This is a genomic window from Enterobacter cloacae subsp. cloacae ATCC 13047 (assembly GCF_000025565.1).
Lineage (GTDB): Bacteria > Pseudomonadota > Gammaproteobacteria > Enterobacterales > Enterobacteriaceae > Enterobacter > Enterobacter cloacae.
The window spans coordinates 4,377,210-4,399,536 of sequence record NC_014121.1 but is presented as its reverse complement, the minus strand read 5'-3'; the positions used below and the strand labels follow the sequence as shown (position 1 = coordinate 4,399,536).

Annotated in this window: 27 protein-coding genes and 1 pseudogene; 10 read left to right on the top strand and 18 right to left on the bottom strand. The window is 55.2% G+C overall.

The window, feature by feature from the left end; translation table 11 throughout:
- Positions 1-75: 75 nt before the first annotated feature.
- The 3 genes from mltC to mutY are packed head-to-tail and all read right to left on the bottom strand — an operon-like array spanning position 76 to position 2,559.
- Positions 76-1,152 carry a membrane-bound lytic murein transglycosylase MltC gene (gene mltC, locus ECL_RS21400; RefSeq protein ID WP_013098675.1) on the bottom strand — a complete coding sequence of 359 codons (1,077 nt, stop codon included), beginning with the start codon at positions 1,150-1,152 and terminating at the stop codon, positions 76-78.
- 56 nt (positions 1,153-1,208) lie between these two features.
- On the bottom strand, positions 1,209-1,481 hold the full coding sequence (locus ECL_RS21395; protein ID WP_013098674.1) for an oxidative damage protection protein: 273 nt from the start codon (positions 1,479-1,481) through the stop codon (positions 1,209-1,211).
- Positions 1,482-1,506: 25 nt separating this feature from the next.
- Positions 1,507-2,559, bottom strand: a complete 1,053-nt coding sequence (gene mutY / locus ECL_RS21390; protein WP_169746047.1) for an A/G-specific adenine glycosylase — start codon at positions 2,557-2,559, stop codon at positions 1,507-1,509.
- A gap of 144 nt (positions 2,560-2,703) precedes the next feature.
- Here mutY and trmB point away from each other — a divergent pair, with 144 nt between their 5' ends.
- Genes trmB through ECL_RS21375 form a run of 3 tightly spaced genes read left to right on the top strand, consistent with a single transcriptional unit; the run spans position 2,704 to position 4,522 of the window.
- Positions 2,704-3,423: a tRNA (guanosine(46)-N7)-methyltransferase TrmB gene (trmB, locus tag ECL_RS21385; protein WP_013098672.1), complete on the top strand. Its 720-nt coding sequence runs from the start codon at positions 2,704-2,706 to the stop codon at positions 3,421-3,423.
- Entirely contained in the window at positions 3,423-3,749 is a 327-nt protein-coding gene (locus tag ECL_RS21380; RefSeq protein WP_003862421.1) for a YggL family protein, read from the top strand. Before trmB ends, ECL_RS21380 begins: the two co-directional genes overlap by 1 nt.
- A 56-nt stretch (positions 3,750-3,805) precedes the next feature.
- On the top strand, positions 3,806-4,522 hold the full coding sequence (locus ECL_RS21375) for a YggN family protein (protein WP_013098671.1): 717 nt from the start codon (positions 3,806-3,808) through the stop codon (positions 4,520-4,522).
- 67 nt (positions 4,523-4,589) lie between these two features.
- Here ECL_RS21375 and ECL_RS21370 read toward each other — a convergent pair.
- The 6 genes and pseudogenes from ECL_RS21370 to ECL_RS21345 all read right to left on the bottom strand — a co-directional run.
- Positions 4,590-4,709, bottom strand: a pseudogene (locus ECL_RS21370) (DUF559 domain-containing protein); the annotation flags it as partial.
- 35 nt (positions 4,710-4,744) lie between these two features.
- A complete protein-coding gene (hemW, locus tag ECL_RS21365; RefSeq protein ID WP_013098670.1) occupies positions 4,745-5,893 on the bottom strand; it encodes a radical SAM family heme chaperone HemW in 1,149 nt (382 codons plus the stop codon).
- Entirely contained in the window at positions 5,886-6,479 is a 594-nt protein-coding gene (locus ECL_RS21360) for an XTP/dITP diphosphatase (RefSeq protein WP_013098669.1), read from the bottom strand. The genes hemW and ECL_RS21360 overlap by 8 nt, the downstream gene beginning before the upstream one ends.
- Positions 6,480-6,491: 12 nt before the next feature.
- Entirely contained in the window at positions 6,492-6,779 is a 288-nt protein-coding gene (gene yggU / locus ECL_RS21355; RefSeq protein ID WP_013098668.1) for a DUF167 family protein YggU, read from the bottom strand.
- Positions 6,776-7,342 carry a YggT family protein gene (locus ECL_RS21350; RefSeq protein ID WP_013098667.1) on the bottom strand — a complete coding sequence of 189 codons (567 nt, stop codon included), beginning with the start codon at positions 7,340-7,342 and terminating at the stop codon, positions 6,776-6,778. Before ECL_RS21350 ends, yggU begins: the two co-directional genes overlap by 4 nt.
- Before the next feature lie 21 nt (positions 7,343-7,363).
- Positions 7,364-8,065 (bottom strand): YggS family pyridoxal phosphate-dependent enzyme, encoded by a 702-nt coding sequence (locus ECL_RS21345; RefSeq protein ID WP_013098666.1) that lies wholly within the window; start codon positions 8,063-8,065, stop codon positions 7,364-7,366.
- 17 nt (positions 8,066-8,082) lie between these two features.
- On the opposite strand from ECL_RS21345, the gene ECL_RS21340 reads away from it, so the two are divergent.
- Positions 8,083-9,063, top strand: coding sequence for a type IV pilus twitching motility protein PilT (locus tag ECL_RS21340; RefSeq protein WP_044157573.1), 981 nt, complete (start codon positions 8,083-8,085; stop codon positions 9,061-9,063).
- Between the two features lie 10 nt (positions 9,064-9,073).
- Here the strand turns inward: ECL_RS21340 and ruvX are convergent, their stop codons facing one another.
- The 8 genes from ruvX to metK all read right to left on the bottom strand — a co-directional run bounded on the left by ruvX (position 9,074) and on the right by metK (position 16,148).
- Positions 9,074-9,490 (bottom strand): Holliday junction resolvase RuvX, encoded by a 417-nt coding sequence (gene ruvX, locus ECL_RS21335; protein ID WP_006811925.1) that lies wholly within the window; start codon positions 9,488-9,490, stop codon positions 9,074-9,076.
- Positions 9,490-10,050: a YqgE/AlgH family protein gene (locus ECL_RS21330; protein ID WP_013098664.1), complete on the bottom strand. Its 561-nt coding sequence runs from the start codon at positions 10,048-10,050 to the stop codon at positions 9,490-9,492. The genes ruvX and ECL_RS21330 overlap by 1 nt, the downstream gene beginning before the upstream one ends.
- Before the next feature lie 86 nt (positions 10,051-10,136).
- Complete coding sequence (gene gshB, locus ECL_RS21325; RefSeq protein WP_013098663.1) at positions 10,137-11,084, bottom strand: glutathione synthase; 948 nt, start codon at positions 11,082-11,084, stop codon at positions 10,137-10,139.
- A 19-nt stretch (positions 11,085-11,103) separates the two neighbouring features.
- Entirely contained in the window at positions 11,104-11,835 is a 732-nt protein-coding gene (gene rsmE / locus ECL_RS21320; RefSeq protein ID WP_013098662.1) for a 16S rRNA (uracil(1498)-N(3))-methyltransferase, read from the bottom strand.
- A gap of 52 nt (positions 11,836-11,887) precedes the next feature.
- Positions 11,888-12,595 carry a deoxyribonuclease I gene (gene endA / locus ECL_RS21315; protein WP_013098661.1) on the bottom strand — a complete coding sequence of 236 codons (708 nt, stop codon included), beginning with the start codon at positions 12,593-12,595 and terminating at the stop codon, positions 11,888-11,890.
- 94 nt (positions 12,596-12,689) lie between these two features.
- On the bottom strand, positions 12,690-13,187 hold the full coding sequence (locus ECL_RS21310) for a SprT family zinc-dependent metalloprotease (protein ID WP_028027997.1): 498 nt from the start codon (positions 13,185-13,187) through the stop codon (positions 12,690-12,692).
- A 58-nt stretch (positions 13,188-13,245) separates the two neighbouring features.
- Positions 13,246-14,643 carry a galactose/proton symporter gene (gene galP, locus ECL_RS21305; protein ID WP_013098659.1) on the bottom strand — a complete coding sequence of 466 codons (1,398 nt, stop codon included), beginning with the start codon at positions 14,641-14,643 and terminating at the stop codon, positions 13,246-13,248.
- 350 nt (positions 14,644-14,993) lie between these two features.
- Positions 14,994-16,148, bottom strand: coding sequence for a methionine adenosyltransferase (gene metK / locus ECL_RS21300; RefSeq protein ID WP_013098658.1), 1,155 nt, complete (start codon positions 16,146-16,148; stop codon positions 14,994-14,996).
- 425 nt (positions 16,149-16,573) lie between these two features.
- Here metK and ECL_RS28040 point away from each other — a divergent pair, with 425 nt between their 5' ends.
- From ECL_RS28040 to speB, 4 genes are all read left to right on the top strand, one after another.
- Positions 16,574-16,717 (top strand): hypothetical protein, encoded by a 144-nt coding sequence (locus ECL_RS28040; RefSeq protein WP_419763060.1) that lies wholly within the window; start codon positions 16,574-16,576, stop codon positions 16,715-16,717.
- Between the two features lie 94 nt (positions 16,718-16,811).
- Positions 16,812-16,943, top strand: coding sequence for an acid stress response protein YqgB (yqgB, locus tag ECL_RS21285; RefSeq protein ID WP_127312443.1), 132 nt, complete (start codon positions 16,812-16,814; stop codon positions 16,941-16,943).
- Positions 16,944-16,951: 8 nt separating this feature from the next.
- A complete protein-coding gene (speA, locus tag ECL_RS21280) occupies positions 16,952-18,928 on the top strand; it encodes a biosynthetic arginine decarboxylase (protein WP_014833212.1) in 1,977 nt (658 codons plus the stop codon).
- A 211-nt stretch (positions 18,929-19,139) separates the two neighbouring features.
- Entirely contained in the window at positions 19,140-20,060 is a 921-nt protein-coding gene (gene speB / locus ECL_RS21275) for an agmatinase (protein ID WP_002434404.1), read from the top strand.
- A 3-nt stretch (positions 20,061-20,063) separates the two neighbouring features.
- On the opposite strand, the gene ECL_RS21270 is transcribed toward speB, so the two are convergent.
- The gene (locus ECL_RS21270; RefSeq protein WP_013098655.1) at positions 20,064-21,275 is read right to left on the bottom strand and encodes an MFS transporter; all 1,212 of its coding nucleotides are present in this window, start codon (positions 21,273-21,275) and stop codon (positions 20,064-20,066) included.
- Positions 21,276-21,689: 414 nt separating this feature from the next.
- On the opposite strand from ECL_RS21270, the gene ECL_RS21265 reads away from it, so the two are divergent.
- Entirely contained in the window at positions 21,690-22,013 is a 324-nt protein-coding gene (locus ECL_RS21265) for a Rieske (2Fe-2S) protein (RefSeq protein WP_013098654.1), read from the top strand.
- The gene (locus ECL_RS21260; protein ID WP_013098653.1) at positions 22,010-22,318 is read left to right on the top strand and encodes a recombinase-like helix-turn-helix domain-containing protein; all 309 of its coding nucleotides are present in this window, start codon (positions 22,010-22,012) and stop codon (positions 22,316-22,318) included. Before ECL_RS21265 ends, ECL_RS21260 begins: the two co-directional genes overlap by 4 nt.
- Positions 22,319-22,327: the final 9 nt, after the last annotated feature.

Sequence of the window (22,327 nt, the reverse complement as noted above, 5' to 3'; positions counted from 1 at the left end):
TCCCTCAGCCCAAAGGGAGAGGGAACTTGAATACCCTCTCCCTTTGGGAGAGGGCAGGGTGAGGGGTGTTATTTTCTAGCGGCGACGATAGTTCTTCTGCGCCGTATTCACCTTATACAGATAACGACGGGATTCCGCAGACGGATGGCGGGTGGTGAGGGTGGCGTAGACATCCCCCGGCGCCATGCTGTTGATGATATTTGCGGCCTGCACTTTGTCATTCGAGAAGACACGCAGCACGCTGCCTGCACCGCCGTTGTACGCGGTAATGACCGCATAACGACGTGAGGTTGGGTTATCAATCCCGCCCAGATAAACATTATTCAGCATCGCCAGATAGGCCGTACCGGTATCAATGTTGCTTTGCGGGTCAAACAGATAGCTACGGCTCGGCGTGCCCGATTTCCCCTGTGCGCGGAACACGTCTTTACCGGCGCTGTGCTGGACAACCTGCATTAGCCCCAGCGCGTCGGAACGGCTCACGGCGTACGGGTTAAAGGACGACTCGGTCTGCATGATCGCCAGGATCAGCGACTCATCCACGCCATATTTACGTGACGCCTGACGCACCATGCCCAGATACTTATGCGCACGCTTGTCGAGGTGGTTCGGCACCAGGTTAATTGTGACGCTATAAATCACTTTCAGGCCGTTGGTACGGCTTTTCAGACGCGTTTGCAGCAGATAGTCGGCGAATTTCGTGGCGCGGCCTTCCCAGCGGATTGGCTGACCGGTCTGGTCCACGACCTGACCGTACAGGAACGGCTCTTTAGAAATGGTAATGTCGTCGGCGTCGGAGTAGAGATCGATAGAACCCGGATCGTCGCCCATCAGCAGGGTTTTGATGATGGCCTGCCGTAAATGCGCCGCAGGGTCAGTCCCCGCGATGGTTTCAACCGTGATCGTACCGTCATCGAAGTTGATGTGGCTACGGGTCTGGTAGGCGTCGGTGTACTTAACGTAATCCTTAGGTCCGGCGATAAGAACTTCGTTAAATCCCCATATGTTCTCGATGTTGTGGGCAAACTGCCCCATCAAAATATCAAAACCGTTGGTGTCCTTAACCCAGGCTTCGTTGTATTCATCGCCTTTTTTTGATGAACACGAGACAAGCAACGGCGCAACAAGGGCTAGCGCTAAAATTTTTTTCATCATTCCGGGAGTGCGTGTTGTGTTTGCTTGAACGGCGGGGTTTCCCCCGCGCGCTGTTATTTTTCCGGCGGCGTATAGCCTTCGATGTGGACGTCTTTACCTTCGAACAGGAAGTTCACCATCTCCTGCTCCAGCAGCTTGCGGTGTTCCGGGTTCATCATGCTGAGTTTTTTCTCGTTAATCAGCATGGTCTGTTTTTTCTGCCACTGTCCCCAGGCTTCTTTGGAGATCTCGTTATAAATGCGCTTACCCAGTTCGCCCGGATAGAGCTGGAAGTCCTGGCCTTCAGCGTCGCGCTGCAGGAAAGTACAAAAAATGGTTCTGGCCATACTCATTCCTCTTTTTTAGCCGATGCTAAACCATTGCACCGGCACGTAATTGTTGTAACAGGCGCTCCACGGGAGCCGCCAGCCCGACTGATGGCGGTTGCGCTAAGTTATACCAGAGAGCGGTGCCTTCATCCATGCACGAGGCGAAGGAGGACACGGGAAGCCACATCGGCACAATATCCAGATGGAAATGGCTGAAAGTGTGGCGAAACGCGGTCTGCTGCGTCAGGTTATCGGTAGCAATGCCGCGCTGTTTAAGCCAGGCCCGCAGCGTGGCTTCATCTTCAAACTGTGGGAAGCAGTATAGACCACCCCAGAGGCCGCTCGGCGGGCGCTGCGCCAGAAAGACCTCGTCCCCGTGCTGCATCAACAGCATGTAACCGGTGCGCTCCGGCAGCGTCTGCTTCGGCTTTTTACCGGGATACTGCGCCCAGGAATGATTTGCGTACGCCACGCACAGGTTATTGAGCGGGCAGAGCTCGCATTTTGGTTTCGAGCGCGTGCAGACCATCGCACCGAGATCCATCATCGCCTGGTTAAACCGCTCCACGCCCTTTGCCGGGGTTACCGCTTCGCTGATCTCCCACAGCCGCTTTTCGACCTCTTTTTTCCCCGGCCAGCCGTCAACCGCATAGCAACGTGCCAGCACGCGCTTCACGTTACCGTCAAGGATCGGGAAATGCTTGCCGAGGGACAGTGAGAGGATGGCACCCGCGGTGGATCGTCCGACACCGGGTAAATCCGCCACCTCGTCGAAGGTTTCCGGGAATTTACCGTTGTGGCGCGTCGCGACCTGCTGTGCGGCTTTGTGCAGATTGCGCGCGCGGGCGTAATAGCCAAGCCCTGTCCACAGGTGCAGCACCTCATCTAACGGCGCGTTGGCCAGATCGGTTACCGTGGGAAAGCGCGCCATAAAACGCTCAAAGTAAGGGATCACCGTGGCAACCTGCGTTTGTTGCAACATTACTTCGGAGAGCCATACTTTGTAAGGCGTTTTTTCAATTTGCCAGGGCAGGGTTTTACGCCCGTATTTGTCGTACCAGTCCAGCACCTGGGCTGAAAATTGAGAGGCTTGCATGGTCATCGATTCGTATAATCAGGGACGCCGATTGCAGCACAGCGTCAATCTGCTGTAAACCGGATCTTTCCCATGCTTGCATAGAAGCCTTAACTTTGGATAATGCCCGTTTCCCGAACATTCTCACAAGCAGACAACTCTTTTATGAAAAACGACGTCATTTCACCGGAATTTGATGAAAACGGTCGCCCGCTGCGCCGTATTCGCAGCTTTGTCCGCCGTCAGGGTCGCCTGACAAAAGGGCAGCAACACGCGCTGGACAACTACTGGCCGGTGATGGGCGTTGAGTTCAGCGAGCAGCCGCTCGACTTTGCCGACCTGTTCGGTCGCGATGCGCCAGTGACCCTGGAGATCGGCTTTGGTATGGGCACCTCGCTGGTGACCATGGCGAAAGCCCGCCCGGACCAGAACTTCCTCGGCATAGAAGTGCATTCTCCAGGCGTTGGCGCGTGTCTGGCCACCGCCCACGAAGAGGGGGTAGAGAACCTGCGCGTGATGTGTCACGACGCGGTGGAAGTGCTGCACAAAATGATTCCTGACAATTCTTTGAACATGGTTCAGCTCTTTTTCCCTGACCCGTGGCACAAAGCACGTCATAATAAGCGCCGTATCGTTCAGGCGCCGTTTGCTGAGCTGGTAAAAAGTAAGCTGAAACTGGGCGGTGTCTTCCATATGGCGACCGACTGGGAACCGTATGCGGAACATATGCTGGAAGTGATGTCGTCTCTGGACGGGTATAAAAACCAGTCAGAGAGCAACGACTATGTACCGCGTCCGGAATCGCGTCCGGTAACGAAATTTGAACAGCGTGGCCATCGTCTTGGTCACGGCGTATGGGACTTAATGTTCGAGAGGGTGAAATAATGGCAAAGAATCGTAGCCGTCGTCTGCGTAAAAAGATGCACATCGAAGAATTCCAGGAAGTGGGCTTCTCCGTTGCCTGGCGTTTCCCGGAAGGCACCAGCGTTGAGCAGATCGATCAGGACGTTGATGCGTTCATCAACGAGGTGATCGAGCCAAACAAGCTGGCCTTCGACGGTAGCGGCTATCTGGCGTGGGAAGGTCTTATCTGCACCCAGGAAGTGGGTAAATGCACCGAAGAACATCAGGCGCTGGTACGTAAATGGCTTGAAGACCACAAACTGGAAGATGTCCGCGTCAGCGAACTTTTCGACGTTTGGTGGGACTAATAAAGAAGTCAGGGGCCAGCATTAGCTGGCCCATTTTGTCTGAGGGAGTGTTAAAGATGCGCAAAACGTTGCTGGCTGTTGCCTTAATGGCAACCGGATTCACCGCCCATGCGGAGTATAAATGTAGCGTCACCCCGCGTGATGACGTGGTGTTAAGTCCGCAAACCGTTCAGGTTAAAGGTGAGAACGGCAATCTGGTCATCACGCCGCAGGGTGATGTCACGTTCAATGGCAAACAGTACAACCTGACCGCCGCGCAGCGTGAGCAGGCCAGAGACTACCAGGCCGATTTGCGTACTGCGCTGCCGTGGATTGACGAAGGCGCCCTGACCCGCGTTGAGAAAGGCCGCGTTGCGCTGGATAAGATCATTACCAAAGAGGTGGGTGAGAGCAGCAACATGCGCACCCGCCTGACGAAGCTCGACAAACAGCTGAAAGAGCAGATGAACCGGATTATCGAGCATCGTACCGACGGCCTGATGTTCCACTACAAAGCGATTGATCAGGTGCGTGCTGACGGCCAGCAGCTGGTGAATCAGGCCATGGGCGGCATCCTGCAGGACAGTATTAACGAGATGGGCGCCAAAGCGGTACTGAAAGGCGGCGGTAACCCGCTGCAGGGCGTGCTGGGTAGCCTGGGGGGGCTGCAGACCTCGATTCAGAACGAGTGGAAGAATCAGGAAGCCGATTTCCAGCAGTTCGGTAAAGACGTGTGTAAACGCGTGGTGTCGCTGGAAGACAGCAGGAAGGCGCTGGTGGGGACGTTGAAGTAATTAACTTCACCCCTCACCCTAACCCTCTCCCCAAGGGGGCGAGGGAATGGTTTGCTCCCTCTCCCTTTCAGGGAGAGGGCCGGGGTGAGGGTAGTAGCATTTGCAGGGTTTCCCGTATTTGTTCTAATACCGCCTCTTCGTTGTTCCAGAGTTCGTTATTCCAGAATCGAATGACATGCCAGCCTTTCCCTTAGCTGGCAGAACGGGATGCAAAATCCTGAATCAGCCTTCAGATTCTTCGGCGAGGAACAGCTCAAGAAGGGAGTTTAAGAACAGTTTGCCGTGCTCGGTGATCTGCCAGTATTCCTCACATTCCGTGAGATACCCCTGTGCCAGCGCCTCGTCAATTTGTGGGCGAATCACGGTTTCCGGCAACCCGGTATAAAGGGCAAACTCTTTACGCGGCGCGGCTTCCAGCAGGCGGAAGCGGTTCATAAAGAACTCAAACGGCTTATCCACCGCCTCGACATCGTGCTGACGTTCGAGATAACGACCTTCCATATACCCGCGCGGATGGCGCGTTTTTGCGGTACGCAGGATACGCCCGTCAGGGAACGTCACTTTACCGTGCGCGCCGCAGCCAATGCCCAGATAGTCGCCAAAGCGCCAGTAGTTCAGGTTGTGCTGGCACTGGTAGCCCGGCTTCGCATAGGCCGACGTTTCGTACTGCTGATAGCCTGCGGCGGTCAACAGTTGATGGCCCTGCTCGAAGATATCCCACAGCGCATCGTCATCCGGCAGCACCGGCGGACGAGAGCCAAACAGCGTATTGGGCTCGATAGTCAGCTGATACCACGAAAGATGCGGCGGGTTCAGGGCAATCGCCTGACGCAAATCGTCCAGCGCCTCTTCCAGCGACTGATCCGGCAGGCCGTGCATCAGGTCGAGGTTAAAACTGCGCAGACCCAGCTCAGTAGCCAGCTTTGCCGCCCGCTTCGCCTCTTCCGGGCCGTGAATACGCCCCAGTCGTTTTAACTTCGGCTCGCTAAAGCTCTGCACGCCGATGGAAATCCGGTTCACGCCCGCCCGCTGATACTCGACAAAACGGTCGGCCTCAACGGTACCGGGGTTGGCTTCCATCGTAATTTCAGCATCCGCTGCCAGATTCAGGCGCGCACGCACGCCGTCCAGCAGTGACTGCATCGCCGGGCCTGACAGCAGGCTCGGCGTACCGCCACCAATAAAAATGGTCTTCACTTCACGTCCCTGTGCGTAAGGTACATCGGCATCCAGGTCGGCCAGCAGATGCGCAACGTAATCATCGTGCGGCACTTCACCTTTCAGCGCATGCGAGTTGAAATCGCAGTACGGACATTTCTGCACGCACCAGGGGATATGAATATAAAGACTCAGAGGCGGCAAATTAGCCATTACGCAGGGCTTCCAGTAACAGTTTCAGGGCGCGTCCTCGGTGGGAAATCGCGCTTTTTTCTTCGCGGGTCAGTTCCGCAGCGGTTTTGCCCTCAGTCGGGACAAAGAAAATCGGATCGTAGCCAAAGCCGCCGTTACCGGCTGCTTCACGGGTAATCACCCCCGGCCAGCTGCCGTGGCAGACGACAGGCGTGGGGTCTTCAGCGTGACGCATATAGACCAGCACGCAGTGGAACTGCGCGGTACGCTGTTCGTCAGGCACATCCTTCAGGGCGACAAGCAGCTTTTCCAGATTCTGCTGGTCGGTGGCGTCCACGCCTGAATAGCGGGCAGAGTAAATGCCCGGAGCACCGCCCAGAAAATCAACCGCCAGACCGGAATCATCGGCAATCGCGGGCAGGCCGGTGACCTGTGCGGCATGGCGTGCTTTCAGGATCGCGTTTTCGATAAACGTCAGGCCGGTCTCTTCGGCGGACTCCACGCCCAGCTCGGTCTGCGCCACCACGTCCAGCCCAAAATCATTTAATAGCGAGGCCAGCTCGCGCACTTTACCGGCGTTGCCGGTAGCGAGAACAACTTTCTGCATCGTTTTATCCTGTTAAATCAGAGCCGCGACTTCCGTCGGGATGGATTGCGGATTAAGGATTTTTACCTGTTTATGCCGCCCAAGTTCACCCTTTTCTATGATGACCTGGCTTTTAGCAACGCGAAACTGTTTTGCCAGATATTTGGTCAGATGCGCATTTGCCTGGCCATCTACCGGTGGGGCGGTTATGGCGACTTTTAACTCGTCGCCATGCAGTCCAACAATATTGTCACGGCTGGCTTTCGGCTGAATATACAGCCGTAAAACCAGCCCATCAGCGCAGGTACTTACTGCACTCATAGCGCCATCCACAGCCCCGGCAGCAGCATATCGCCCGTGGACTGTAACAGCTCGGCAATGCCCATATTAACGACATACAGCAGCAGAACCAGGATCATCGGGGAAAAGTCGATGCCGCCCATTGACGGGAGCAGGTTGCGGATAGGGCGCAGCAGCGGTTCGGCCAGCTGAATCAATGCATATTCCACCGGGCTACGGCCCTGGCTGACCCAACTCATGATGGCCATGACCAGCAGCACCCAGAAGATCAGCAGACCGATGGTTTTAATCAGGATCAGGACGGCAGCAATCCAGATGATCGGCTGGAAGGTGATGACCATAAACAGCACAATCGCTTTGATAACGCTCAGAATAAACGCTACCAGCAGCGATGCGCTGTCAATGGGGCCCATCGCCGGAATAATACGGCGCAGCGGCCCCACAACAGGTTGGGTGATTTTCACGACAAACTGCGAGAACGGGTTATAAAAATCACAGCGGGCCCACTGCATCCAGACGCGCAGCAAAAGCGCCATCGTATACAGCTCAATGACCGTTGAGAGCAGGAAAGTCAACGTCTTCATGGCGTTCCTCAGGTTTCCTTATTATTGGGTGTAGTCGCGCGCACCGAATATTGCCGTGCCGATGCGCACCATAGTGCTGCCTGCCGCGATGGCGGCTTCCATATCATCCGACATGCCCAGAGAAAGCGTGTCTATCTTTTCATAGCGCGCTTTAAGCGCCTCAAATGCTACAGCCATTTGCTGTGCCACGGCAAACTGCCTTTCATAACTTGACTCAGGCGCCGGGATTGCCATCAAACCGCGCAGGGTTAAGCGCGGCAGCGCGGCCACTTCAGCCGCCAGCGCATCCAGCTCGCTCAGCGCAATGCCGGACTTGCTGTTTTCATCACTGATGTTGATTTGAATCAGCACGTTAAGCGCGGGCATCTCCGCCGGGCGCTGATCGTTCAGACGTGTGGCAATGCGCAGACGGTCGATGGTATGGCACCAGTCAAAGTGCTCTGCCACCAGACGGCTTTTATTCGACTGCAGTGGGCCAATAAAGTGCCATTGCAGGCCGGTATTCCCCTGCTCCTGGAAGTAGCGAATTTTATCCACGCCTTCCTGCACGTAGTTTTCACCAAATGCACGCTGGCCTGCATCAATCGCTTCTGCGATGGCGCTCGCAGGCTTGGTTTTGCTCACTGCAAGTAACGTAATTTCTTCTGAAGCACGGCCGCAACGTGTTGCTGCGGCTGAGATTTTGTCCCGGACCTGTGCCAGGTTATGCGCAATGTTGTTCATTTTCCGAGGAGTAATGTATGGATGTGGAAGAAATTGTGGCCCTTAGTGTAAAGCATAATGTCTCCGATCTACACCTGTGCAGTGATTCGCCACCGCGCTGGCGCAGAGTAGGCCGCCTTGAACCGGCTCCCTTTCCCTCTCCCGATGTGGATGCGTTACTGAAAACGTGGCTCAACGATGAGCAGCAGGGGGCATGGTGGGCAAGCGGGCAGGTGGATTTTGCCGTGACCCTTACGGGAAACCAGCGTCTGCGCGCAAGTGCCTTTAAACAGATGAAGGGCAACTCCATCACGCTACGCCTGTTGCCCCGGGCCTGTCCGCAGCTCTCCGCTTTGGGTGTTCCCCGGGCTATCCCGGAACTCTTATCCCACGACAGTGGGCTGATACTGGTGACGGGGGCAACCGGCCGCGGCAAATCTACCACCCTTGCGGCAATGGTGGATTTTCTTAATCACCAGACGGATGGGCATATTCTGACGCTGGAAGATCCGGTGGAGTTTGTCTATCAGAGTGAACGTTGCCTGATTCAGCAGCGAGAGATCGGCCTGCACAGTCCCTCATTTGCCGAGGCGCTGCGCGCTGCGTTGCGTGAAGATCCGGATGTCATCCTGCTGGGAGAACTGCGCGACAGCGAAACGATCCGCCTGGCGCTGACGGCCGCTGAAACCGGGCATCTGGTGCTGGCGACGCTGCACACCCGCGGTGCCTCTCAGGCGATTGAACGGCTGATCGATACGTTCCCGGCGCAGGAGAAAGACCCGGTGCGTAATCAGCTGGCCGGCAGCCTGCGGGCGGTGCTGGCGCAAAGACTGCTTCCCGACCTGCAGGGTGGGCGCGTCGCGCTGTATGAACTGCTGGTGAATACGCCAGCGGCAGCGAACCTTATCCGCGAAGGTAAAACGTGGCAGTTGCCCGGGATTATTCAAACCGGTCAGCAGGCGGGGATGCAGAACTTTGACCAGAGCCTGGCAGAGCGACGGGCGCAGGGGCGGTTGTAAGCCCCGGCGCTCAGTAACCCTGTTCGAAATAGCTTTCGAGGATAATGACGGCAGAAGCCGAATCGACGCTGCCTTTGTTGAGTGCGCGGAAACCCCCGTGCTCAAACAGGCCGGCACGCGCTTCGACGGTACTCAATCGTTCGTCGTGGAGTTTCACGGAAACGCCAAAGCGACCGTGGATTTTATTGGCAAACTTACGCGCGCGGGCGGTAAGCGGCTGTTCAGTGCCATCCATGTTCAGCGGCAGACCGACAATCACATCGTCTGGCTGCCACTCTTTGAGCAGACGCTCAATGAGGTTCCAGTCCGGTGTGCCGTCGTTCGCCTTAAGGGCCGTGAGCGGGCGAGCGGTGCCGGTGATACGCTGGCCGACGGCGACGCCAATGCTTTTCGTGCCAAAGTCGAAGGCCAGAAGTGTGCCGCTCATTACGCGTGCCCCGCTACGCCTGGCATGGTCAGAATATCAATGCCAATCAGTTTCGCCGCATCACGCCAGCGATCGGCGATAGGGGTTTTAAACAGGATATTCATATCCGCAGGTGCGGTGAGCCAGGCGTTATCAAGGATCTCCTGTTCAAGCTGACCCTTCTCCCAGGAGGCGTAACCCAGTGCCACCAGCACTTCGGAAGGCTGTTCTGCGGTGCCCAGCGTTTCCAGCACATCGCGGGAGGTGGTGATCACCGTGTTGTCAGAGATACGAATACTGGAAGAGAAAATGGGCGGCGTATGCAGGATAAAACCGCGATCCTCTGCAAGGGGGCCACCCAGCATTACCGGTTTATCAAGACGGATTTCCGGCAGGCGCGCTTCAGCTGTAATTTTCAGCTTTTCCAGAATCCCTTCAACCTGCAGGTTTTCCAGCGGTTTGTTGATGATAATGCCCATCGCGCCGTCTTCATTGTATTCACAAATATAAACCACGGAGCGGCGGAAAATCGGGTCCTGGAGAGCAGGCATGGCAATAAGAAAGTGATGCTGTAAATTCATTGTCAGAGGTACTGTTTCCTGGTTTAAAAAGCGACAGCCCCAGTATGCGGACAAACCGGGGTGCTGTCACTAATAGTATTGGTAAGTTATTTCTGGAGACGTTTTTCGATGGCGTCCATCAGCATTCCGGTGATCGAGACCGGGAATTCCGCTTCAATTTCACGAATGCAGGTCGGGCTGGTGACGTTCACTTCGGTCAGACGATCGCCAATGATATCCAGGCCAACAAAGATCAGGCCTTTGGCTTTCAGCGTTGGGCCGACGCGGCGGGCAATTTCCCAGTCGCTTTCGCTTAACGGACGCGGTTCGCCACGGCCACCGGCCGCCAGATTGCCACGGGTTTCGCCCCCCTGCGGGATACGTGCCAGGCAGTAAGGCACGGGTTCACCATCCACGATCAGGACGCGTTTATCGCCATCTTTAATCGCGGGCAGATAGTTCTGTGCCATGCAGTAACGCGTACCCAGTTCGGTCAGCGTTTCGGCAATCACGCCGATATTCGGGTCGCCTTCTTTTACGCGGAAAATAGACGCACCGCCCATGCCGTCCAGCGGCTTCATGATGATATCACCGTGCTTCTGCCAGAATGCCTTAAGCTGTGTTTTGCTGCGGGTCACCAGCGTTTCCGGCGTCAGATCGGAGAACCAGGCGGTGTAGAGCTTTTCGTTGCAGTCGCGCAGGCTCTGCGGCTTATTGACGATAAGCGTCCCTTTTTCTTCTGCGCGCTCAAGGATATAGGTGCAGTAGATGTATTCGGTGTCGAACGGAGGATCTTTACGCATCAGGATGACGTTGAGATCGGCGAGCGCAATATCCTGCTCGCTGCCGAATTCGTACCATTTGTCGTAATTCTGCTCGACGTTAACGATGCGGGTGCGTGCGCGGGCTTCACCGTTGATCAGATAAAGATCGTTCATCTCCATATAGTGGAGCTCATAGCCGCGTCGCTGCGCTTCCAGCAGCATGGCGAAGCTGGAATCTTTCTTGATGTTAATGTTTGCGATGGGGTCCATCACGATGCCGAGCTTGATCATGTTCTTCTCCGTTAATGGGTCAACCCAGATCGCCAAACCGCACCTGTAGCGCGGTGATGGCTGTGAGTGCCGTTGTCTCAGTGCGCAGAACGCGAGGTCCCAACAGAATATCAGTAAACTGGTAACGCGCCGTCATGGCAATTTCATCTGCCGACAGGCCGCCTTCCGGGCCAATCAGCAGGCGTACACGCTCAACGGGCAGCGGCAACGTATTGATGCTGGCGCTGGCGCGCGGATGGAGATTGAGCTTGAGCCCGCTCTCCTCTTCTGCACACCAGTCTTCCAGGTCCATCGCCGGGCGGATCTCCGGAATACGGTTGCGGCCACTCTGTTCACAGGCAGCAATGGCAATTTTCTGCCACTGCTGGATCTTCTTGTTCAGACGTTCCGCGTCCAGTTTAACGCCGCAGCGCTCAGAAAAAAGTGGCGTAATGAGGCTTACACCCAGTTCAATGGATTTCTGAATGGTGAACTCCATCTTTTCCCCGCGCGACATCACCTGGCCCAGATGAATGTGCAGCGGCGATTCACGGTCATCGATTTCGCCGCGCAGCACATTGACGTGCACGCTTTTTTTATCCGCCCGCGTAATTTCCGCGTCGAAAACCTGGTTGGAGCCGTCAAACAGCTGAATCGCCTGGCCTGCCCCCATGCGCAGCACGCGGCCAACATGGTTGGCGGCATCGTCAGACAGGGCGATTTCGCGGCCAGCGGTAATCAGTTCAGGGTGATAGATGCGAGGAATACGCATAGTCAAAAATTCCATGTGTCATGCTGTGTAAGCGAATTGCCGCTAGTGTAGGTTAGCTCTTTTGCGCCTGGCAAGCCCGCTGGACGTAAGGGTTATGATTCCCCTGGACCCTGGCGATGCGTTCGTCGCGCTGACATTCCCACTCGGTGACCGGATATTGTTTATTCCAGGCGTTAAACAGTTGGGTTTGCTGGCGGGAAAGGTTGAGGTTGTAACGATCGCGCATATAGAAGTACGTGCGGGCAATGCTGCCGCGTGCCCGGGCGGGTGGCTCAGCGACTTTCTCTTTAAAATCAACCTTCATACCGCACTGGCCATACTGACCTTCGCCACCGTTCCACTGGCTGTACATAAAGTTGCCGCGATCGCCATTGACTTCGCCAACCGCCGGCTGCAGGTTGTGCATATCGCTTTCCATCTGACGATAGACCGGATCTTTGGCGCAGTTTTTACGTCCGCCATCCTGCCAGCACTGGCGCTGGTGACCAAACTGCCATGCCGGAACCACATGTTCCCACTCGATGCGGCTGGCGCGGTTTTCGTTTTTACGCACCTTATAGCCGCAGGATTCAAGGTCAACGATCCCTTTTTTACCCTGCCAGTTAATTTTGCAGCCACAGTAGAAATCGCCCGGCACGTCAGCGTTGACCTTCACGCCTGCCGCTTTGGCCTGGGAAAAACTGTTGATACCGTCGGCCAGAGCCTGGCCGGAGAGGGCCGTTGTCAAAAAGGCAACCGCGAGAGAGAAATTACGGGACATCTTACACTCCGTGTCAAAACGAGCCCGCAACGTAGCGAAAGTTGTTCCGGTATGCAATCAGCCAGATCAGGAAAGTTCCTGAAAGTTCAGTTGGTTATTCTGCGACCAGTGGCTCGCCGCACTTCACGCAGCGGTAGGTTGCCTCGCCGCGTACCACACGATTATGGCGACGAACGGTGAGCTGATGCTGCTGGCACTGGCAGCGGTAGGGGAAGGTATTACGGCGTACCGATTCCAGTTCAAACTGATGAGTACGGCGTGCCGGAACGCCGAGTACCGCCTCCATCATCCATTTCCACTCTTTGCCGTGCGGAGCCACGCGGCCGAAGTGTTTCCATACCAGAAGGTGTGCCAGTTCGTGCGGTACCACCTCCTCGATAAACGCCTGCTGGTTTTCCATCATCAGAACCGGGTTCAGGCGGATCTCATAGGATTCCAGCCAGGCGGTACCCGCCGCGGTTCCTCGCTGGTGGTAGACGAGTTTCGGCTCCGGATAATTACGGCCGAGCTTCAGGTTGGCCTGGGCGAGTTTTTCCCGCAGGCTGCGCATAACGGCTTGCTGAATGGCGATGGGGAGACGGGGTGCTTTCATAGGGGCAGAGCATAAAGCGCGAAGCGGGGAGGCGCAAGAGGCGCCTCCCGCAAGAGGATTAGTCGTGTGCGCCGATTTCGCGCAGCGGACGACCTTTCATCAGGTTACGTTCAATGTGTTCCAGTGAAACGTGTTTGGTTTCAGGAACCAGCCAGACGGTGAGAATAATAAAGAACAGGTTCAGACCGGCGTAGACCCAGAAGGTGTTCGCATTACCCAGCGTGTTGAGCATGGTCAGGAACGTGGCACCGACGATCATATTGGCAATCCAGTTGGTCGCGGTAGAGCAGGTGATACCGAAATCACGCCCTTTCAGCGGCTGGATTTCAGAGCACAGAACCCAAATCAGCGGACCGGCACTCATTGCAAACCCGACGATAAACATCAGCAGCATACCTACCGCCAGGTACTGCGCGGTTGGAGAGTGAATGCCCATATGCATCATGGTACCGAGAATCCCCATACCGGCGGCCATCACCAGGAAGCCCAGGGTCAGCGTTGGCTTGCGTCCCCAGCGGTCGACCAGACCGATGGCGATGAAGGTCGCCAGCACGTTGGTCAGCCCCACGATCACGGTGCCCCACATCTGCTCGGTGGTATTGGTATAACCCGCCAGTTCAAAGATTTTTGGCGCGTAATACATGATGACGTTCATCCCGGTGAACTGTTGCATTACCTGTAACAGCACGCCAAGGAACACCGCGCGGCGGAAGTTGCTGTTCTCTTTGAACAGCGCCCAGCCAGACTGTTTCACCTTCAGGCTTTCGCGGATCTCTTCCAGCTCGTTCTTCGCCTCTGCGCTGGTATCTCGCAGGCGTAAGAGTACCCGTTCAGCATCGTGGAAGCGGCGTTTGGCGGCAAACCAGCGCGGGCTGTCCGGCAGGAAGAAGACGCCAATCAGCAGCAGAACGGCAGGAATGATGATCACGCCCAGCATCCAGCGCCATGCGCCGCTGTAGCTGAACGCGGTATCGGAAAGATAAGCACCCAAAATACCGATGGTGATCATCAGCTGGTACATCGAAATCATACTGCCGCGGATTTTCTCCGGCGCGATTTCTGACAGGTAAAGCGGCGCGGTATAAGACGCGACGCCCACGGCCAGCCCCAACAGCACGCGGGAAAGAATAAGCACTTCAACGTTAGGGGCGGCGGCAGAGAAGAGGGAACCGGCGACGAAGAGGATCGCGCCAATCATCAGGCTCTTTTTACGTCCCAGCTTGAAAGAGAGCCAGCCGCTGCCGACGGCACCAACGGCCGCGCCAAACATCATGGAGCTGACCACCCATTCCTGGGTATGTGCGTTAATCTGGAATTCGTCTGCGATGAAGGGAAGAGCGCCGGCAATCACGCCGATATCCAGGCCAAAGAGTAATCCTGCCAGGGCGGCAAGGAAGCAGACGAAGAAAGTCATCGCCTTGTTGGACGTACGCCCCTGTTTATTATTGTCAGGCATTATGCCCTCCAGTTGGGTTATCAGTTTTATCGATGTTAAGGGTAGGTGAGCGACCCGTAAAAATATGTGAGACAAATCACAATGGTGTAATCGGTTACACTAAGCTGCAACCGTAAAAATAATTAAAGCTTTGAAAATATAGAGGTAAATTAATTGATGCGCATCGCGTTTGTGTGAATTTCAGACTTAACTGAAAGGAAATGTAACAGCAGAAGAAAGGCGATCATGCAAAGAGAATATTCTGAAAGCGGGGTTTAGAAAGTGAGGTGTAAGCGGTTCCAAACATTGCCGCCACCCGACATAAAAAAGGCCAGCACAAAGGCTGGCCTGTTTAAGCAGCGGGTAGTCGATTACTTCAGACCGGCAGCTTCACGCAGCAGAGCGGCTTTGTCGGTTTTTTCCCATGGGAAATGTTCGCGACCAAAGTGACCGTATGCAGCGGTTTCTTTGTAGATTGGGTGCAGCAGATCCAGCATCTGAATCAGGCCGTATGGACGCAGGTCGAAGAACTCGCGCACCAGCAGGGTCAGCTGTTCTGAAGGCACTTTTTCAGTACCGAAGGTTTCAACCATGATGGAGGTTGGCTCTGCCACGCCGATGGCGTAGGAAACCTGGATCTCACAGCGGTCAGCCAGGCCTGCAGCAACGATGTTTTTCGCCACATAGCGTGCAGCGTAAGCAGCAGAACGGTCCACTTTTGATGGATCTTTACCGGAGAATGCACCGCCACCGTGACGCGCCATGCCGCCGTAGGTATCAACGATGATTTTACGACCGGTCAGACCGCAGTCACCCATTGGGCCGCCAATCACAAAGCGTCCGGTTGGGTTGATGAAGTATTTGGTTGCGCTGCTCAGCCATTCGGTTGGCAGAACAGGCTTGATGATCTCTTCCATCACTGCTTCCTGCAGGGATTTCTGATCGATATCTTCGGCATGCTGGGTAGACAGAACCACCGCGTCAATGCCGACGATTTTGCCGTCGTCGTACTGGAAGGTCACCTGGCTTTTTGCATCCGGGCGCAGCCATGGCAGGGTGCCGTTTTTACGCACTTCAGCCTGGCGCTGCACCAGACGGTGCGCGTAGGTCACCGGTGCTGGCATCAGCACGTCGGTTTCGTTGGTTGCATAGCCGAACATCAGGCCCTGGTCACCCGCGCCCTGTTCCAGCGGATCGGCACGGTCAACGCCCTGGTTGATGTCTGGAGACTGTTTACCAATTGCGCTCAGAACCGCGCAGGAATTGGCATCAAAGCCCATATCAGAATGTACATAACCGATCTCACGTACCGTGTTACGGGTGATCTCTTCGATATCAACCCATGCGCTGGTGGTGATCTCACCGCCAACCAGAACCATGCCGGTTTTGACATAGGTTTCACACGCTACGCGCGCTTTCGGATCCTGAGTCAGGATCGCATCCAGCACCGCATCGGAGATTTGGTCAGCAATTTTATCAGGATGTCCTTCTGATACGGACTCGGACGTAAACAGGTGTTTTGCCATGTTTTATTTCACCTAAGAGGAATTTGGTTAGCTCAAGCTGCTGTGTGGAATAGCCAAAGGAGATAATTCTACCAAGGCCGCAGGTTTTTTGACACTGGCAGTATGAGTGTTAATCAGTATAGATGGATTAACATCTGGATGGCTATTTTAGGTCACTTCTTCGCCCGATTTCCAGTTTTTTTTGACAACGCTGTCACTGAGTTGAATTCATTACTGGAAATTTTTCCTGACGCTACTGGCAACCCGCGTATTTATCTTTTGCTTTTTACCCCTGTTCTCGGTATAAAACGCGGCGCGCGGCTCATACCAAAAAAGCGCTCGATGAACTCATCGTGTCGCCACTTCCAGCCGGGTTAAGCAGTGAACTTTTAGCTTTGGCTTGTGGTCCGTTTCAGCAGAGGCGGCCGTGGAGGTGATACGAGATAATGAACCATCGTTTTCCGCTAATTCAGCGCAGCCGTTCTGGCGCGCATTTGATTCCCGCAACCCGCACTTCTAGTCTGCAAACCTGCCGATGTTATACCCATCTCGGCGCTTCTCAGGATTCCAGAGCCGGTCACGCTTTGTGAAAACTGAACAAGGGCGCTCTTGTTAATACAAGAGTTTTCTCGTGGTTTCGCCGAACCTTGTCATACAGAGTTCGGATACGTGTTTTACAATGATATGAATAAGAAACCGGTCGCACGGTCTGGATTTCAGCATACTCTGCTGGGAAACGGAGCCGTTTATGGGTTGTTATCGCCGTATAACGCTGCGATAGTAGTCAACTGTTTTACACTTAATACAAAGAGTTGAGGTTCGCTATGTCTGACGACATGTCTTCTTTTTCGCCTTCGTCAGCGGGCGAACAGGGTGTACTACGTTCCATGCAGGAGGTTGCGATGAGCTCCCAGGAAGCCAGCAAGATGCTGCGCACTTATAATATTGCCTGGTGGGGCAATAACTACTACGACGTCAACGAGCTGGGCCACATCAGCGTCTGCCCGGACCCGGACGTCCCTGAAGCGCGCGTGGATCTCGCCAAACTGGTGAAAGCACGTGAGGCGCAGGGCCAGCGTTTGCCTGCACTGTTCTGCTTCCCGCAGATCCTGCAACACCGTCTGCGTTCTATTAACGCCGCGTTCAAGCGTGCGCGTGAATCTTACGGTTACAAAGGCGACTACTTCCTGGTTTACCCCATCAAGGTGAACCAGCACCGCCGCGTCATTGAATCCCTGATCCACTCCGGCGAACCGCTGGGCCTGGAAGCGGGTTCAAAAGCAGAGCTGATGGCCGTACTGGCGCATGCGGGCATGACCCGTTCAGTGATCGTCTGTAACGGCTATAAAGACCGTGAATACATTCGTCTGGCGCTGATTGGCGAGAAGATGGGCCATAAGGTCTATCTGGTTATCGAGAAGATGACAGAAATCGCTATCGTGCTGGAAGAAGCCGAGCGCCTGAACGTGGTGCCACGTCTTGGCGTGCGTGCGCGTCTGGCCTCGCAGGGTTCCGGTAAATGGCAGTCCTCCGGCGGCGAAAAATCTAAATTCGGTCTGGCGGCAAACCAGGTACTGCAGCTGGTGGAAATTCTGCGCGAGCGCGGTCGTCTGGACAGCATTCAACTGCTGCACTTCCACCTCGGTTCGCAGATGGCCAACATTCGTGATATCGCTACCGGCGTGCGTGAGTCAGCGCGTTTCTACGTTGAGCTGCACAAGCTCGGCGTCAATATTCAGTGCTTTGACGTGGGTGGCGGCCTGGGCGTGGACTATGAAGGTACCCGCTCGCAGTCCGACTGCTCCGTGAACTACGGCCTGAACGAATACGCGAACAACATTATCTGGGCGATTGGCGATGCCTGTGAAGAGCACGGCCTGCCGCACCCGACGGTGATCACCGAGTCTGGCCGCGCGGTGACCGCGCACCATACGGTGCTGGTCTCGAACATCATCGGCGTTGAGCGCAGCGAAATCACCGAAGCGACGCCTCCGCAAGACGATGCCCCGCGTTCGCTGCAAAGCATGTGGGAAACCTGGCAGGAAATGCACGAGCCGGGCACGCGCCGTTCACTGCGCGAATGGCTGCACGACAGCCAGATGGACCTGCATGATATCCACGTCGGCTACTCTTCAGGCACCTTTAGCCTGCAGGAGCGCGCGTGGGCCGAGCAGCTTTATCTGAACATGTGCCATGAAGTGCAGAAACAGCTGGACCCGAGCAACCGTGCGCACCGTCCGATTATCGACGAATTGCAGGAACGTATGGCGGACAAGATTTACGTCAACTTCTCGCTGTTCCAGTCGATGCCGGATGCCTGGGGTATCGATCAGCTGTTCCCGGTTCTGCCGCTGGAAGGGCTGAATCACGCCCCGGAACGTCGTGCGGTGCTGCTGGACATCACCTGTGACTCCGACGGTGCCATCGACCACTATGTTGACGGCGACGGTATCGCAACGACCATGCCAATGCCGGAATACGACCCGGAGAACCCGCCAATGCTGGGCTTCTTTATGGTCGGCGCGTATCAGGAGATCCTTGGCAACATGCATAACCTGTTCGGTGATACCGAAGCGGTTGACGTGTTTGTCTTCCCTGACGGCAGCGTGGAAGTGGAGCTGTCTGACGAAGGTGACACCGTGGCGGACATGCTGGAATACGTGCAGCTGGATCCGAAAACCCTGCTGACGCAATTCCGCGATCAGGTGAAAAACACCGGTCTGGATGACGCGCTGCAGCAGCAGTTCCTGGAAGAGTTTGAAGCGGGTCTGTACGGGTACACCTACCTGGAAGACGAGTAAGGCAAACCTCCCTCTCCCCGTGGGAGAGGGTTACGGTGAGGGGCAAAGACCGCACAATGCCCTATACTCACTTGAACCCGTATGAATTAACGGCGATAATTCGCCCCAATAAGCGATTTACGAATCAATCCCTTCCTCGTCGGGTTTAACGACGCGGAGGGGATTTTTTTTCATCTGTTTTTAACGCATCGACTTTAAAAGAGGTCAGGACATGAGCACTTTAGGTCATCAGTACGACAACTCTCTGGTATCTAACGCGTTTGGTTTTTTACGCCTTCCGATGAACTTCCAGCCGTACGACAGCGATGCTGACTGGGTGATCACCGGCGTGCCGTTTGATATGGCCACATCAGGCCGTGCGGGCGGTCGTCACGGCCCGGCGGCGATCCGTCAGGTTTCCACCAACCTGGCCTGGGAGCATAACCGCTTCCCGTGGAACTTCGACATGCGCGAACGCCTGAACGTGGTGGACTGCGGTGACCTGGTGTATGCCTTCGGTGACGCCCGTGAAATGAGCGAAAAGCTGCAGGCCCACGCCGAGAAACTGCTGGCTGCCGGTAAACGCATGCTCTCCTTCGGTGGCGACCACTTCGTGACCCTGCCGCTGCTGCGCGCCCACGCGAAACACTTCGGTAAAATGGCGCTGGTGCACTTCGATGCGCACACCGACACCTACGCGAACGGCTGCGAGTTCGACCACGGTACCATGTTCTACACCGCACCGAACGAAGGTCTGATCGATCCTAACCACTCCGTGCAGATCGGTATCCGTACCGAGTTTGACAAAGACAACGGCTTCACCGTACTGGACGCCTGTCAGGTGAACGATCGCGGTGTGGATGACATCATCGCGCAGGTTAAGCAGATCGTCGGTGATATGCCGGTGTACCTGACCTTCGACATCGACTGTCTGGATCCGGCGTTTGCCCCGGGTACCGGTACGCCGGTGATCGGCGGGCTGACCTCAGACCGCGCCATCAAACTGGTGCGCGGCCTGAAGGATCTGAACATTGTCGGGATGGACGTGGTGGAAGTGGCGCCTGCCTATGACCAGTCCGAGATCACCGCGCTGGCCGCGGCGACCCTGGCACTGGAAATGCTCTATATCCAGGCTGCGAAAAAAGGCGAATAAACCTTACGCGCTGATTGCTGCTGCGCGACGCATGCGCAGCAGCAACATTCCCCCCGCCAGCAGGGTGATAATCTGCGACACCACCAGCACGGAAAAGCCAGAGCTGACCGACCCCACCGATCTCATCACCATCCCCATCAGCAGTGGAATAAAGGCGGCACAAATATTGCCGATCCCATTAATGATGCCGTACGCGCTTCCCACCGCCTCCCGCGCGGCGTGATGTTGGATCACCGCCGGAATGGCCGCGCCCTGAAGTCCCCAGAAGACGTTAGCCGACAGCATAAACAGCGCCAGCCAGGCAGGCTGATGGCTGAGCATCAGCGCGATCACGGACAACGCCGTCAGCGCCCCGCCCGCGACAAACAGCAGCGGTGCCTGTTCCGGCCGCATTTTATCGAGCAGTACCCCGCCAAGGAATTTTGAGCCCAGGCTCAACAGGAAGGGGATGGCCGCGAGCATGCCCGTGGCGTGCAGCGAGAAGTGATGTTCGTCGCGTAGCCACGCCGGGAGCCAGGCGCTGCTCCCCCAGAGATAGCTCAGCGTGGCGATTTCAACCAGCAGGATCCAGCCCAACAGCGGGGTTTGCCACGCAAGCATCACTGTCTCTGCGAGCCCCCGTTTGTGCATTTTTACTGTACCGCGCGGTGCCGGTAGGAAACGCCAGATCAGGCCGCCACCGAGCACCAGGTTGATTGCCGCCAGCGCATAAAACGATCCGGCCCAGCCCAGATGGGCCATCAGCCAGGTCACCAGCGGAAAGCCCACGGCCAGACCGAGTGAGACGCCCAGTGCGGTCACGGCGTTGGGTTTGCCAACCTCTTCCGCACGAAAGTTATCGCTGATAAAGCGAGTTTTGAGTGAAAAGAGCGGTCCCTCAGCGATCCCCAGAATCACACGGGCGATGAGCATTCCCATTAGCGATCCGAGTAAGGGAGAAATGGCGCAGACCAGAGCCCAAATCGCAATGCTGCTTAATAATCCATGTCGATAATGCAGTTTGCTTTCGATAACCGGTGTTAATAATAAAGCCGATAATCCATAACCCAGAAGAAAGCAGGTCATTAACATTCCTTGTAACATTCTGTTTTCATTTAACTGGAAATGTTCGGCAAATTCCGGGTTTAAAATCATCACCGAGATATTTACCCGGTCAATGTAGGAAATAATAATGAGAAATAACAGTGCAATTGTGCCTTGCCATCTTGCCGTCATATTGCCCGCCTTATGCGTTCTCGCATTTATATTTTTATCAATGTGATTGTCACGGATGTAAAATGGTTCACCAGTGAAACTTGTTGTTTTTAAAGATGTATTTTTAAATGTGTTTCACAGGTGAAACACGGTGCTTTTTCAGTTGTTTATTTTTAAGGAAGAAAAAGAAAAGAAGTCAATATTTTTTATTTGCGCTTTGAGTTCATCACTAAAACGTATTCATTCACGCCTTAATAATGAAAATTTCATATCGCTGCATTTTTTCGTGATCCCTTGCACACTTAGCTTATTAATTGCCGATTTATTAACAAATTCGTCACATTGACGCTTGACGAAACATTCATCGCTTTTATATTGACCGTATTAAATAAGAAACAGAGTTTCATATATGAAACAAAAGCCTGGAGGATCGTGATGAGCTGGATAGGCGTATGTGACGCAGAACAAGTACAGGAAGATTTCCCTTTTAGCGGCAACGTTGAAGGTAAAGAGATCGGCGTTTATTTAATCGACGGCGAATATTACGCGCTGGAAGACGTATGCCCGCACGCCTATGCGCTGCTGAGTCAGGGCTTTGTCGAGGACGGCAAAGTGGAATGCCCGCTGCACGAGGCGGTGTTCGACGTCAAAACCGGCCAGTGCCTGCACGGCCCCGGCGGCCGAAACCTCAACCGCTACCCGGTTCGGGTATTTGAAAACCAAATCCAGATTACTTTTGTCGAGGAGACCGTGGCATGAGCGACATCCTGAACTTCAACCCGGCGCTGCCCGAAAGCCGCCAGTTTACGCCCCCGGCAGAGGGCGGGAACGGCGCCATTCATAAACCGGGTGAGTATCAGAACCTGATCTGGCAGACCCGCAGCCGGGTGCCGGAAAACTGGGAAATGAGCCTTATCGCCACGCTGGAAGATCTCTTTGAGCAGGGCGTTGAAACCTTGCCGGAGCTGGTCAACGGGCTGAACGCAGTGCGCATGCATGACCAGCAGGGCGAGCCATGGAGCAATGCCAGCTTCCAGGCATTCTTACAGGTTAACGGCTATTGAGGACGACGC